General features: G+C 44.2%; 11 protein-coding genes. 3 read left to right on the forward strand and 8 right to left on the reverse strand.

The features are described from left to right. Positions 1-25: 25 nt before the first annotated feature. Positions 26-910 carry an AraC family transcriptional regulator gene (locus tag MKZ12_RS18115; protein ID WP_339255968.1) on the forward strand — a complete coding sequence of 295 codons (885 nt, stop codon included), beginning with the start codon at positions 26-28 and terminating at the stop codon, positions 908-910. A gap of 13 nt (positions 911-923) precedes the next feature. Here MKZ12_RS18115 and MKZ12_RS18120 read toward each other — a convergent pair whose 3' ends face one another. From MKZ12_RS18120 to MKZ12_RS18135, 4 genes are all read right to left on the reverse strand, one after another. Next, on the reverse strand, positions 924-1,490 hold the full coding sequence (locus MKZ12_RS18120; protein ID WP_339234829.1) for a hypothetical protein: 567 nt from the start codon (positions 1,488-1,490) through the stop codon (positions 924-926). 168 nt (positions 1,491-1,658) lie between these two features. Continuing rightward, a complete protein-coding gene (ascB, locus tag MKZ12_RS18125) occupies positions 1,659-3,122 on the reverse strand; it encodes a 6-phospho-beta-glucosidase (protein WP_339255970.1) in 1,464 nt (487 codons plus the stop codon). A 49-nt stretch (positions 3,123-3,171) separates the two neighbouring features. Further along, complete coding sequence (locus MKZ12_RS18130; RefSeq protein ID WP_339255972.1) at positions 3,172-5,091, reverse strand: beta-glucoside-specific PTS transporter subunit IIABC; 1,920 nt, start codon at positions 5,089-5,091, stop codon at positions 3,172-3,174. A gap of 146 nt (positions 5,092-5,237) precedes the next feature. Then, the gene (locus tag MKZ12_RS18135) at positions 5,238-6,080 is read right to left on the reverse strand and encodes a PRD domain-containing protein (protein WP_339255973.1); all 843 of its coding nucleotides are present in this window, start codon (positions 6,078-6,080) and stop codon (positions 5,238-5,240) included. Between the two features lie 261 nt (positions 6,081-6,341). On the opposite strand from MKZ12_RS18135, the gene MKZ12_RS18140 reads away from it, so the two are divergent. After that, on the forward strand, positions 6,342-7,364 hold the full coding sequence (locus MKZ12_RS18140; RefSeq protein ID WP_339255974.1) for a hypothetical protein: 1,023 nt from the start codon (positions 6,342-6,344) through the stop codon (positions 7,362-7,364). 229 nt (positions 7,365-7,593) lie between these two features. Here the strand turns inward: MKZ12_RS18140 and MKZ12_RS18145 are convergent, their stop codons facing one another. The 4 genes from MKZ12_RS18145 to zwf form a co-directional block, all read right to left on the reverse strand. Beyond that, positions 7,594-8,694 carry a metallophosphoesterase gene (locus MKZ12_RS18145; protein WP_339255975.1) on the reverse strand — a complete coding sequence of 367 codons (1,101 nt, stop codon included), beginning with the start codon at positions 8,692-8,694 and terminating at the stop codon, positions 7,594-7,596. A gap of 244 nt (positions 8,695-8,938) precedes the next feature. Beyond that, on the reverse strand, positions 8,939-10,357 hold the full coding sequence (gene gndA, locus MKZ12_RS18150) for an NADP-dependent phosphogluconate dehydrogenase (protein WP_339255977.1): 1,419 nt from the start codon (positions 10,355-10,357) through the stop codon (positions 8,939-8,941). 68 nt (positions 10,358-10,425) lie between these two features. Beyond that, on the reverse strand, positions 10,426-11,091 hold the full coding sequence (gene fsa / locus MKZ12_RS18155; protein WP_091020607.1) for a fructose-6-phosphate aldolase: 666 nt from the start codon (positions 11,089-11,091) through the stop codon (positions 10,426-10,428). 36 nt (positions 11,092-11,127) lie between these two features. Continuing rightward, positions 11,128-12,651 (reverse strand): glucose-6-phosphate dehydrogenase, encoded by a 1,524-nt coding sequence (zwf, locus tag MKZ12_RS18160; RefSeq protein ID WP_339255979.1) that lies wholly within the window; start codon positions 12,649-12,651, stop codon positions 11,128-11,130. Between the two features lie 112 nt (positions 12,652-12,763). Here zwf and MKZ12_RS18165 point away from each other — a divergent pair, with 112 nt between their 5' ends. Continuing rightward, positions 12,764-13,648, forward strand: coding sequence for a LysR family transcriptional regulator (locus tag MKZ12_RS18165; protein WP_253438181.1), 885 nt, complete (start codon positions 12,764-12,766; stop codon positions 13,646-13,648). Positions 13,649-13,693: the final 45 nt, after the last annotated feature.

Raw genomic sequence — 13,693 nt, forward strand, 5'->3', positions numbered from 1 at the left:
AGCCATCTATGCGAGGAGGTTGCCTGTGGATTCATCTGTACAACTTATGAAAAGCGAATACTTTCTGCATAATCATCTGCAACTTTTTGTCAATCGTTGCTCTGAAGATTTTATGCTCCCTTTTCACGCACATGATTTTATTGAGTATAGCTATGTTGCTGAAGGAAAGGGCTTTCATCATATCGGTGAAGATGTCATTCCCGTGAAGAAAGGCATGCTGTTTGTCATTCCTGTTGGCGTTCCTCATGTCTTTCGTCCTGCGAGCACAAATGTGACCGAGCATCCGCTAATTATATATAATTGTCTGTTTAATGCTGAGTTAATCAACACGCTGACAGCCATCATTCAGGAGAAAGAAATCATTCAACATCTGATGGACTTGGCACAAAATCAGGTTCCTTATATATCCATTGTGGATCGCAACGATCAGATGGAAGAACTAATGGTGAAGCTGTATCGTGAATCCTCCGTTCCTGGAATCGGCTCGTCTACCATGTTATACACCTTGGTAAGCCAGTTGGTATTGATGACCTACAGACAACTGTATCAAAAGGATCAGGATGAAGAGAATCATTCCACTGGGTTTGATTACATCCTTCACTATATCAAGGAACACGTAAGCAATCGTATTCGGATGTCTGATCTGGTACGCATATCAGGCTGGAGCGAAAAGCAGATTGGGCGAATGTTTCTGCGGCATACCGGACAGACCTTTAGCGGCCACCTGCAACATCTACGCATACAAAAAAGCTGCGAAATTCTAAAGAATTCACAGCACAAAGTCAGCCTGATTGCCGAGCTGGTCGGATATCGGGATATGGATTCATTCTATGCCGCATTCAAAAAAATAACAGGCGAAACACCTCTCGCCTATCGCAAAAAATCCAGAGCACTTCACTCTGGACGATAAGATTACCTATCTTTTAGACACCAACAACCTGTAACATTTCATCTATGTATGCCTTGGCTTCTTTCCATGAAGACATCAACGGAAAGTTGTATCGCTCACGCTCCTGTATATTCCACGGATGCGGGATACAGATAACCTTTTTGCCATCCTCATGCGCGGGAATCAGATTATGTGCTCCATCATCAATGAGCAGATCGAATCCGAGCAAGTTTTTTCGTTTGCATGTAATAAACTGTTCAGCGGTTATAAAAGGCATGTGCTGCTGAAGCCAGTTCCACTTCTCAACCACTGTTTTTGGCTCTGCTGCTGTCACGACAATGACATCATAGGCATCGTTCAGCTTTCGCATCTCATCTACAACATATTCGTCGTATAATTCCAATTCCTCGAACAGACCCGGCCGACCATAAAATACATCGTGCGTGCTCTCTGGATGACGCAAATGGGACGTATCCCAATGAATCATATCCTCATACCGCAACGGATGGGTCGGGAAGTTAAGGTTGTTGTGATATATAGCCCGCTTGACCAGATGACATATCGTGTCATCCATATCTACAGCAATAATAGGCTTCTTCATGGTTATCCCTCCCCCAATACGATCACAGTATACCATCCAGTATGTTATGAAGTCATCCTTTTTACCTTGAAGTGCCATTAGCGTGGATGAAAATCCTGCGAGATGATATTAAAAAGGCACCCCGATGGCGTAACACTAGCTATGCCTGGGGTGCCTTTTTAGATTAATTTATTCCAAGTTTTCGCCATTGGAGGCAATGACCTTTTGGTACCAACCAAAGCTCTTTTTCTTATACCGATTCAATGTGCCTTGTCCGTTGTCGTCCTGATCCACGTAGATCACGCCATAACGCTTGGACATTTCCGAAGTGGATGCGCTGATGATATCAATCGCTCCCCAGTTGGTATAGCCCATGAGGTCCACACCATCCATAATGGCTTCTTTCATTTGTGTAATGTGTTTTCTCAGATAATCAATCCGGTAATCATCGTTAATGGAACCATCTGCTTCAACGGTATCTTTCGCGCCAAGTCCATTCTCCACCACAAATAATGGCAATTGGTAACGATCATACAACTCTTTCAATGCTACACGCAGACCAATCGGATCAAGCTGCCAGCCCCACTCCGTACGCTCCAGATTAGGGTTCTTAATCGTGCTGTACAGGTTGCCTCCAGTCACTCCATATTCTTCTGGATTTACTGCGGACACCAAGGATGTGTAATAACTGAATGAGATGAAGTCAACTGTGTGCTCACGCAGGATCTGCTCATCCCCCGGTTCCATGGCAATGGTAATCCCGTTCTCTGCCCAGTACCGGGCCATGAATGTTGGATAACTACCACGAACTTGTACATCCGTATGCAGCAGGTTCAGCTGGTTATCGATCTGTGCTTGCAGCACATCCTCTGGCTTCGATGTCGCCGGGTAGTGAATCATGCGTGCAAGCATACATCCGATCTGGAAGTTCGGGTTAATCTGACGTGCTTTTTCCGTTACCAGGCTGCTGGCTACAAATTGATGATGAAGTGCCTGATAGGAAGCCTGCATCGTGTTCTCCACCCGGTCTTCAATAATACCTCCGCCTGTAAACGGTTCAATAATGGTCGTGTTAATCTCATTAAACGTCAACCAGTATTTTACCTTGTCCTTGTACCGATTCATCACGGTTTCTGCATATCTTACAAAATGTCCAATCACTTCGCGGCCTGCCCAGCCGTTATATTTCAGCACAAGTGCCATCGGCATCTCATAGTGTGAGAGTGTTACGAGAGGTTCGATATCGTATTTACGGAGTTCATCGAACACTTCGTCATAGAAGCGCAGTCCCTCTTCATTTGGCTCGGTATCATAACCATTCGGGAAAATGCGCGGCCAGTTGATGGACAGACGAAATGTTTTGAAGCCCAGTTCAGCGAACAGCGCAATATCCTCTTTGAAACGGTGGTAGAAATCAATCCCATAACGCTTCGGATAACCTTCCGCACTGCGATGTGCCATTGCTTTCTCAACCGTTGCACTCGTAACATGCATCAGTTCTCTAAGGTTGGTGTAATCCTTTTTCTCAAAATAAGGAACCATGTCGGCCGTCGACCATCCTTTGCCGCCAGCGTCGAATCCACCTTCAGCCTGATTGGCGGCAATAGCGCCGCCCCACAGAAATCCTTCCGGAAACCCTTGTCGATGAATCATCCGTATCTCTCCTTCTTTTTTTGAATTTGTCTATTAGTCCTAAGACGGTTTAGATTTCAGCTTTCAAGACGTCTTCACCCATCGTGATATCGCCCAATTTCACCGGTAGAACCTGCTTGTAATCTGCCGTATTGGTAACAACCATAGCCGTTGTAATGTCGTATTCTTTGGCAATCTCGGCCAGTTCAAATGTGAGTAACTTGTCTCCGGCTTGTACACGTGCTCCTGTAGCCACATGTGCATCGAAGTACTGTCCACGCAGCTTCACCGTGTTGATTCCGACATGAATCAGCAATTCCATTCCGTTATCACTGCGGACAACGATCGCATGTTTCGTTTTGAACACATTCATGATCGTACCCGTCACTGGAGATAGCAATTCGCCCACCGTAGGAACAAATGCCACACCTTTACCCATCAATTCATCACCGAATGTTGGATCATTGACTTCTTTGAGCGGGATCGCTTTACCTGTCATCGGAGCTACGGCTACCGCATCACTCGTTGGTGACGGAGCGCCCATATCGTCCACGTTCACGCTGGCAGCATCACTTGAAGCTACTTTCGCTGGTGCAGAAGAAGCACCTGGTGAGAATTGAGCCAACGCCTCAGCGTCTCCTTCTTCTTCCTTAATACCGAATATCGTAGACATAATCGTACCTACAACAAAGGCCAAGATCATCCCCCCGAAGGAATACCAGAAGGTTTGTCCGATCAGGGAAGGAAGTCCTGGGAGACCACCGTTACCTGCAAGTACGTATGCTTTGGCGCCAAAAGCAAGGGCGAAGCCGCCACCAACTGCGCTACCAATCATCGCTGCGGCAAATGGTTTTTTATACTTCATGTTAACCCCGTACATCGCCGGCTCCGTTACACCCATGAGTGCCGTGAAGCTCGTTGATAATGCCACGGTTTTGAGTTTTTTATCTTTTGCCCGGAAGAATACACCAAGAGTTGCACCAGCCTGACCCATATTGGAGATAAAGGTCAATGGCAAGAATTTATCGAAGCCCAGTGTAGCGATATTACTCAAGATGATCGGCACAAGTGCATAGTGCATTCCTGTCATAATAATGAGCGCCATTGCGCCGCCCAGTACGATACCTGCAATCAATCCGCCTTCATTCAGCAGCCAGTTGATGCCGCCAGACAATCCGCTACCTACAAATGTACCCAATGGACCGATTGCAATCAGTGTCACCGGAACCATCACAAGCAAGGTAATCAAAGGCACAAGCAATAGCTTGAGTGCAGCAGGAATAACACGGTCAACCCATTTCTCAACATAGGACATCAACCATACAGCGAGTAAGATTGGAATAACCGATGAAGCATAACTTACAGCCGTAACCGGAATTCCCAAGAATCCAACCGATTCACCGCTAGATAGCAATGCTGTCATGTCTGGGTACATTAATGCCGTACCTAGTGCAATGGCAACAAACGGATTACTGCCGAATTTGCGAGCAGCGCTGACTGCAATCAGTAAGGGCAGGTAGTGGAATACGCCGTCACCAATGGCTGAGAGAATACGGTACGTATCTGTTCCAGCGGACATCCAACCTATGGACACGAATAGTGCCAGTAACCCTTTGAGCATACCTGCCGCTGTAATCGCTGGAAGCATCGGGGCAAAGACACCTGCGATCGTTTCAAAAATTTTCAGCACGACATTTTGTTTTTTATCCGACTTAGGCTCTTTATTTTCCGTACTTTGCTGGATTGCAGGATGTTCCTTCACCATGGCGTCGAATACTTTCGACACATCATTACCGATAATGACCTGAAATTGATCACCAGAAATATTCGTACCCATGACTTTATCCAGTTTATTGAGTGAACCGTTATCGACTTTGTCGTTGTCTTTCAGATCAAAACGCAAACGTGTAACACAGTGATACACTGAATTGATATTTTTAGTTCCCCCAACGGCTTTGATGATTTCCTGCGCCGCTTCTTGATGTTTCATGATGTTTTCCTCCTCATTTTTCCAATAAAAAATACCCGAATGAATATAGCGCAAAAATGTGGCGCCATCTCATTCGGGTATTGCCTGATTGAACAGTAACAAGCCCATGGGATATCCAGTTGTAATTTCATACGATCGCGTGAACATTATACGTCCCGCTTGGTTTTCATCAGACGTTCCAGATGGAGCGTGAGATATAACTGCTCCGAGTGTGTCATGTCATACTGATAGTTCTTATGGATAAACGTCTCGATCTTGCCAATACATTTGAATGTCTCCGGATAGTTTTTCCGAACCACTTCATACAGATACTCCTCAGCATCATCATGTGAAGAATGGGTAATGACACGCTGACAGAAATACTTCAAATGGGTGATGAAGCGGAAATAATTGACGCTATCTTCATCCAATTCGATATTGAAGTGATATTTGATGATATTCATAATCTCCTGCAGCAGCTGCATTAGATGAGTGACATCATTCATGGAATCATTCACTTCCGCATTGATGAAATGTAGTGCAATATTACAGATCTCATCTTTGGGGAACTCAATATCCAATCTTTCCTTCAGCAAAGTCAATGCTTCTCTGGCCACATCATACTCCGCCTTATAGAAGTGCTGAACTTCCCAAGAAAGTGGATTACGAGTGATCATTCCTTTTTCCAAGCGTTGAACAGCAAAGTGAATGTGATCCGACAGCGAGACATAGATCCCGTCACTGATGGTTTTATTCAATTGTGTTCGTGCCAGTGTCACAATATCATCTGTTGCCTGCAAAATCTCAATCGGCACTTCAGCTACGATGGATTTAAATTTCTCATAGATCGATGTATCCTGAAGACGGAATACCTTCTCAATCCGCTCTTCATCAATCTCATCGCCTGCTTTGAACTTGAATCCGATACCCCGGCCGAGGATCAGTAGTTCCTGATTTTTGTCATCCACGGTACTGACAATATTGTTATTAAATATCTGTTTAATAATCATTCTGGACCCACCTGGTTTTTTTTGAGGAATAAAAAAGGGCAAAACCAAAACAGAAATAATAAAATCATTTCCATAGTGGTTTTGCCCGCATTACCGGTAACAAGCCTCGGATCTAATTTATCATAAGCTGAAAACGGTGTCAACAGAAAACCGATGTTTGCGTTTATATGGTTAGGCAACATTTTACTTTTATGGTACATTGAAAGATATGTGCGTACTGACATTTAATAATATGACCTAAACTTAACAGGAGGATTCATTTTGAAAAAAATCGTTTCATTGACCGCATTTGTCGCCACCATGTCACTATTGTTGTCTGCCCCACTCACCTTGGCCGCAAATTCCAATAACCTCTCATTGATAGAGAGTCAAGAGTCTGCTGAGCACCTAGATTCGGAGACAAAAAAACTTTTAAGTGAAGAACTAGTTAAACTCGTGGGAAAACAGAACATTCAATTCACCACAATAGATTCATCATTTGATCCGTGGGTCATCAACGGAACTATTGATGAAACCGGGTTCGCCTATTTCACACAAACATACGATCCCGATACTAATCGTGTCGCGTCCACCCATATCATGTATGATAACGCTGATCTGGATAAAGTCATGGATAATGCGCTGCTCCTGAAGCTTGATGCCTTCCTAAAAACATTTGAAGATGAAGATATCTTCATTAAGAGTGGTTTCTGGCGTTTCAAAGCCAATGATCCAGAACATGGACATTTACTCCAAAACTACTGGGTCATCTTTGGACCAAGTCAACAACTTTACATCGATGTGGACAAAGGTAATCAAATGTCGGCAATTCTGCAATATAAAATCGATGATTCCTATGCCTGGATGACAAACATAGCACGAAATTCACTCAAAACACTTGGAATTCCCTCAGTAAAAGCTTTTGATTACACCTTATTTACCGTAGAAGGAAAAGATATGCTATGGCAGTATCGGGATGACGACAATCTAAATTATGTACATATCGGCAGCAAGACCGGAAAAGTATGGAAAGTCACTAACGAACTAGGTATTAACTGGAAAAATGATACTGATCTCAAAAAGTCTTTCGCCAAGCCCAAGCTCAGCAAAAACAAAGCACTATCCCTCGCTGCACCTACAGTCAGATCTATATTTGGTATTAAGCTAAACGGTTATTTCGTTCGTATCCAAAACAACGAATACACCTTCACGAAAAAAGGAGCCACAACGCTTATCGGTAAAATCAATACAAAAGGCGCATTTTATTCGTTTGAAGCCCTTCCTGACAACGGGGTAAGAAACTAAACTTACATAATAAAAAACAGGCGGCTTGAACTCCGATTTCCGAGAGATCAAGCCGTCTATATTAGTAAAAACGCCTTAAATAATCAGCGCGCCCATCTAATTTCGCATAAGAAATACTCCGCTTTATAATGACAGTGATCTGAGCTTGTCATCGTAAAGCGGAGCCGGTATCATCAATCTACGGTTGACGTGTTTATAAGCTATCCCTTTTCTCAACGGGCCTTCATCATTACTGGAACGTCACATGAATCTGCACAATCTCCGAACGACTGCTTGTACGAATTGGAGGTCCCCAGAAACCAAATCCGGAGGTTACAATAGAATGCATGGAGCCCTTTTGCAGATAACCCCAATCATTCTCGTAAATAGCCTGTGTGATGAACTGAGCAGGTGCAATCTGACCGCGGTGAGTATGACCGGATACCACCAGATCTACATTGTTCTGTTCCGCAATATCCAGATCATACGGCTGGTGATCCATCATAAGTACCGGTTGGCTCAAGTCCGTATCTTGCATTAATGCGGCTACTTCTGCACGATCCTTCTCTGTCCGGTCTTTCCGTCCAATGAGGGTGATCTTGTCGTCCAGGACAATCTTGTCATCGTACAAAACTTGCATATTGCTCTTCTCCAGCGCAGCGATCAACTCTTCAATTGGACCATCAAACTTGTCGTGATTCCCGAGAGAAGCATAGACACCATATGGAGCCTGAATTCCACTGATAATATCAGCAATTCCGCTATTCAGATACATATCCAGATTGTCATCAATAATATCTCCCGGGTATAGCACCAGGTCCGGCTTCAGCGCATTAATCTCCTCCACCATGCGTTTGGCATGTGCAGGGCCAGACAGTAATCCAAAGTGCATATCGGCAGCCATGACAATGTTAAGCTTGTCCACACCTTCTACTTTTTTATCAATCTGGATATTATACGTTCTCACTACCGGGCTGTAAGCATTGAAAATTCCATAACCCATTGTGGACACTAACAGCACCAGTGTAACGACACCCGCCCATTTCTGTGTGTGATGTCTAGGAATACGGGTTAATCTCAGCAACCACATCGTAAGATGAACGACGGGCAGGATCAGCAATAACAACGAAAAGATCGCCAGCCAGTAAGAACCGATAATACTGAGAAACGAAATACTTCCAAACACACGTGCCAAAATGAAGGAAACAGCAAGGAATACAAGCGCTATAATATAAAACCATCGAAATCTGGCGGACACTATTGGTTTCATCCAACTCCAACCGCTCCAGCCTATGTAGAACACTAATAATCCATATACGACCAAAAACAATATACCCGCTAATACAAACATGCCCGGTCTAACCTCCACGTCAATAAGTTGTATTCTGAATTTTCATCACGGATGTAGTTCCGTCTGAACAAGTATAACGTAGTTGAAGGGTCAGATCATCTGTTTGCCCAAACCAGATTCGTACATTTTATTACAATTTGATGATATTCAAATTCGAACCATTAACGTGAAAAAGCACCCTTGCAGGTGCCATGAAGTTGAATTCATGACCGACTGCAAGAATGCTATATGTTTGAAACGAATATTACTCGTTGGTGTCCATCCATTGGAAGTGGAATGAACCTTCTTTGTCCACACGTTTGAACGTGTGAGCACCGAAGTAGTCACGTTGTGCTTGCAGCAAGTTTGCTGGCAAACGCTCTGTACGGTAGCTGTCGTAGTAAGAAAGAGCGCTGGAGAAGCCTGGTACCGGAATACCTTGTTTTACAGCAGCTGCTATAACTTCACGCCATGCACCTTGATAAGACTCAACGATGTTTTGGAAATATGGATCAAGCAGCAGGTTTTTCAGAGCTGCATCTTTGTCATATGCTTCTTTGATGTTTTGCAGGAACTGCGAACGGATGATACATCCACCGCGGAAGATCATGGCAATGTTGCCGTATTTCAGATCCCAGCCATACTCGTCGGAAGCTGCACGCATTTGTGCAAATCCTTGTGCGTAAGATACGATTTTACTTGCAAACAATGCTTTACGAACGTTCTCGATGAACGCTTTTTTATCGCCAGAGAATGCTTCAGTTGCTGGTCCACTGAGGATTTTGCTTGCTGCTACACGCTCGTCTTTCATCGCAGACAGGAAACGGGAGAATACGGATTCTGTAATCATGGACAATGGGACGCCGAGATCCAGCGCGCTTTGGCTCGTCCATTTACCAGTTCCTTTTTGTCCAGCAGCGTCAAGAATAACGTCAACCATCGGTTTGCCGGTTTCTGGATCGTATTTGGAGAAGATGTCTGCCGTGATTTCGATCAGGTAGCTGTCCAGCTCCCCTTGATTCCACTCTGTGAAGATTTCATGCAATTCTTCAACGGAAACGTTCAATACGGATTTGAGCAAGTGGTACGCTTCACCAATCAACTGCATATCTCCGTACTCGATACCATTATGCACCATTTTTACATAGTGTCCGGCACCATCTGGTCCGATATATGTGCTACAAGCATCATCGCCCACTTTGGCGGAGATTGCTGTAAGGATCGGTTCTACCAATTGATAAGCACTTTCCTGACCGCCTGGCATGATTGCCGGGCCTTTCAGTGCGCCTTCTTCACCACCGGATACACCTGCTCCGATGAAGCGGAAACCTTTTTCTTCCAGCTCTTTACTGCGACGTTGTGTATCAGGGAAGTAAGCATTACCTCCATCAATAATAATGTCGCCTTGATCCAGATGAGGAAGCAGTTGTTCAATCGTTGCATCTGTTGCTTTACCTGCTTGTACCATAATCAAAATTTTACGCGGAGACTCCAGGGATTCCACGAATTCTTCAATAGTGAACGCACCAGTCAGGTTTTTACCTTCTGCTTCTTTCAGAAGATCATGGGTTTTCTCAGGGGAACGGTTAAATACCGATACCGAGAACCCTTTACTTTCAATATTCAAAGCCAGGTTTTTACCCATTACTGCCAATCCAATAACACCGATCTGTTGTTTACTCATTATGTCCTCCCAATGCTCCATGATTTATATAATTCTATTGTAAGTTGAAACGAATAAATGTTCAGTGATTATTGTACTGTTTTTTTCCAGTCCGCTGCAAATTTGTCCATACCTTGATCTGTCAGTGGGTGTTTGGAGATTTGTTCAATAACGGAGAATGGAACAGTCGCGATATGTGCTCCCGCCATTGCTACACGTGTAACATGATCCGGATGTCTTACGGAAGCCGCAATAATCTGTGCATCCAGGTTATGTGTACGGAACAACTCAGCAATTTTGGTAACCAATTGTACGCCATCCTCAGAGATATCATCAAGACGTCCCAGGAATGGAGATACATATGTCGCACCAGCACGAGCAGCCAGAAGCGCCTGGTTCACAGTGAAGATCAACGTTACGTTGGTTTTCACGCCTTTTTTGGTCAAGTAACGGCAAGCTTCAAGTCCTGCAAGTGTCATTGGCAATTTGATCGTAATATTTTTGTCGCTATTGTTTATTTTGATCAATTCGTTTGCTTGTGCAATCATATCTTCAGCAGTAAGGGCATCTGGTGTCACTTCCGCAGATACGGACTCCACTTCAGGTACCAAACGCAAGATTTCTTCAATACGATCTTCGAATTTCACGCCTTCTTTGGCTACCAAAGATGGGTTTGTTGTTACACCAGACAATACACCGATTTTGTATGCTTTTTGGATGTCTTCCACGTTAGCTGTATCGATAAAAAATTTCATGATTTAATTACCTCCAGATATATTTTTTATTATGGTTTAGAGATTCGCATTAACCGCCAAGGGCATGCTATTTGTAACTACAGACTCCTGATCCGCCGGCTCATCAAACCACCAGTGGTGACCATCTTCTTCAAGCATAGCGTCTGATTCAGCTGGTCCATAGCTTCCTGCAGGATACAGGTGAAGTGGCAGCAGATTTTCCTGGAATGCATCCAGAATGGGTTGCACCCATGCCCATGACAATTCTACTTCATCCCAGTGGGCAAAGAAAGTTGGATCTCCCAGCAAAGCATCACGAATCAGATTCTCGTAAGCTTCCGCAAGGTCACCTTTATCCGGAGAAAGATCGATATGAACCGGTTTGAATTCACCTTTATTCTCTGGATCACTTGCATTCAGTTGCAATGTCATGCTCTGATCTGGACTCATCTCAATGACGAGCAGGTTTGGCTTGGATCCTTTGTTTTTCAGCACATTCGTCTGTCCTGACGGTTCTTTGAATTCAATCACGATACGTGTTGATTTCTCCTTCATTCTTTTACCCGTACGAATGTAAAACGGAACACCGCGCCAGAAGAAATCATCGATTTGCAATTTGGCAGCAATGAATGTGTCATTCATCGTATTCTCCGCTACACCCGGTTCAGCAGTATACGCATTGACTGGTTGACCTTGAATGTTGCCTTCTGCATACTGCCCACGAATGATGCTTGCGCCCACGGTTTGCTTTTGTAGCGGCTGGATCGATTCCATGATGTGCTTTTTCTTCAATCCAACTTTTTCGGAAGAACTGTTGTATGGAAGCTGAATCGCCATCATCATAAGCAATTGCAGCATATGATTCTGAAACATGTCTCGTACTGCACCTACATGATCATAATAGGATGCACGTTCTTCGACACCTACAGTCTCATTAGCCGTAATTTGCACATTGGAGATGTAACGGTTGTTCCATAACGCCTTCATGATTGGGTTACTCTGATGTAACGTCTCCAGGCGCTGTACCATCGGTTTGCCCAAATAGTGGTCAATCCGATAAATCTCTTCCTCCGTGAACGATTCGCTTAATTTGCGATTGAGGTCTCGGGCCGACGGCAGATCGTGACCAAATGGTTTCTCAATGACGAGACGCTTCCAGCCCTCTGTGGAACCCAGCCCACTTTGTTGAATGTTCTCGGCAATCGGTTCGAAGAATTCCGGACCAACCGAGAGATAAAACAAGCGATTGGACGGAATGCCAAGTTCAGCTTCTCTTTGTTCAACTAATCCCAACAGCTTTATATAATCTTCCTTATGGCTTATATTCAATACACTGTAGCGAAAAGCTTTCACAAATGACTTCACAACTTCAGGATCAGCCTGGCGTCTGGAAAATTCATTTAATGATTTTTCCACTTGTGCCTGAAAGAATTCATCAGACCACTCTCTACGCCCCAGACCAATCAATGAGAAGGTTTCAGGAAGCTTCTGCTCAAGATATAAGTTATATAAGGCAGGATATATTTTTCTTTTGGCTAAATCGCCAGTAGCACCAAATAAAACAATGGTAGTTGGTTCCATCTCACCGTTCTCCTTCCAAGTAACTCTGGTTTCTTTGTTGTAGTTACACTATAATACGTTTTATAGCCATACAAGTAATTAATATATTTCACAGGAGCTATAGACAACATCTATGACAACAAATTATGAACTATATAAAGTCTTTTATTGGGCGGCCAAAACGGGAAGTTTGACACAGGCTGCGAAAGCACTGTATATCACTCAACCCAGCGTCAGTCATGCCATTAAGCAATTGGAAGAGAGCTTTGGTCTTACCCTGTTTTATCGGAACTCCAAGGGTGTAGCCTTGACACAGGAAGGTGCCAGTCTGTACTCCTATATTGAACAATCCCAGATTCTGATCTCGCTTGCGGAAGAAAAAATGGCCGCACTGAAGAATCTGGACAATGGTGAACTCCGGATTGGTGGCAGCGACTCCCTGTTCAAGCATTACATGCTGGCGTATCTGGAGGAATTCCACACCCTGTATCCTAACATCAAGCTACATCTGAGTCATGGAACCACGCCGGAAGTCATCACTTTTCTAAAAGAAGGCAAGATCGATCTCGGTGTTGTTCGGATGCCCATTGTTGATCCGCAGCTCGAAGTCAGAGAAAGCATTCAGTTGAAAGACTGTTTTGTAGCCGGAGAACGCTATGCTCAGCTGAAGGGTAAAGTCATGACACTTGAGATGCTCCTAGAGCATCAACTGATCCTCTTCTCCCGGAACAGCCGGGTTCGTATGGCTATAACCGAGTTGTTTAACAGCTATAATTACACGTTGAAGCCTGAGATTGAGGTCGGTAGCGTTGATCTGTTGATTGAGTTTGCGCGTCGAGGACTGGGTATTTCCTATGTGACACGAGAATTCATCTCTAAAGAGCTGGAGGAAGGCTCCCTCTTCGAGATTCAGCTTGATGTTCCACTCCCCCCTTCCCATGTGGGGATTATGACCAAGCGCAATATGCCGATTTCTTTGGCTGCCAACCGCTTTATGGATCTTATTTTCCAGTCCTGATTAGTTACCATGTCAAAAAGCACAACGAAGAGCCCCACCATCCCG

Origin of the sequence: Paenibacillus sp. FSL R5-0713, assembly GCF_037973325.1 — a bacterium.
GTDB lineage: Bacteria > Bacillota > Bacilli > Paenibacillales > Paenibacillaceae > Paenibacillus.

Bases quoted from the DNA above. Each gene is read 5' to 3' on its own strand.
- fsa (WP_091020607.1), bottom strand. From the start codon at position 11,091: ATGAAATTTTTTATCGATACAGCTAACGTGGAAGACATCCAAAAAGCA.
- MKZ12_RS18145 (WP_339255975.1), bottom strand. From the start codon at position 8,694: ATGTTTGTATTAGCGGGTATATTGTTTTTGGTCGTATATGGATTATTA.
- ascB (WP_339255970.1), bottom strand. From the start codon at position 3,122: ATGATTCATCGACAAGGGTTTCCGGAAGGATTTCTGTGGGGCGGCGCT.
- gndA (WP_339255977.1), bottom strand. From the start codon at position 10,357: ATGAGTAAACAACAGATCGGTGTTATTGGATTGGCAGTAATGGGTAAA.
- MKZ12_RS18120 (WP_339234829.1), bottom strand. From the start codon at position 1,490: ATGAAGAAGCCTATTATTGCTGTAGATATGGATGACACGATATGTCAT.
- MKZ12_RS18165 (WP_253438181.1), top strand. From the start codon at position 12,764: ATGACAACAAATTATGAACTATATAAAGTCTTTTATTGGGCGGCCAAA.
- MKZ12_RS18135 (WP_339255973.1), bottom strand. From the start codon at position 6,080: ATGATTATTAAACAGATATTTAATAACAATATTGTCAGTACCGTGGAT.
- zwf (WP_339255979.1), bottom strand. From the start codon at position 12,651: ATGGAACCAACTACCATTGTTTTATTTGGTGCTACTGGCGATTTAGCC.
- MKZ12_RS18130 (WP_339255972.1), bottom strand. From the start codon at position 5,091: ATGAAACATCAAGAAGCGGCGCAGGAAATCATCAAAGCCGTTGGGGGA.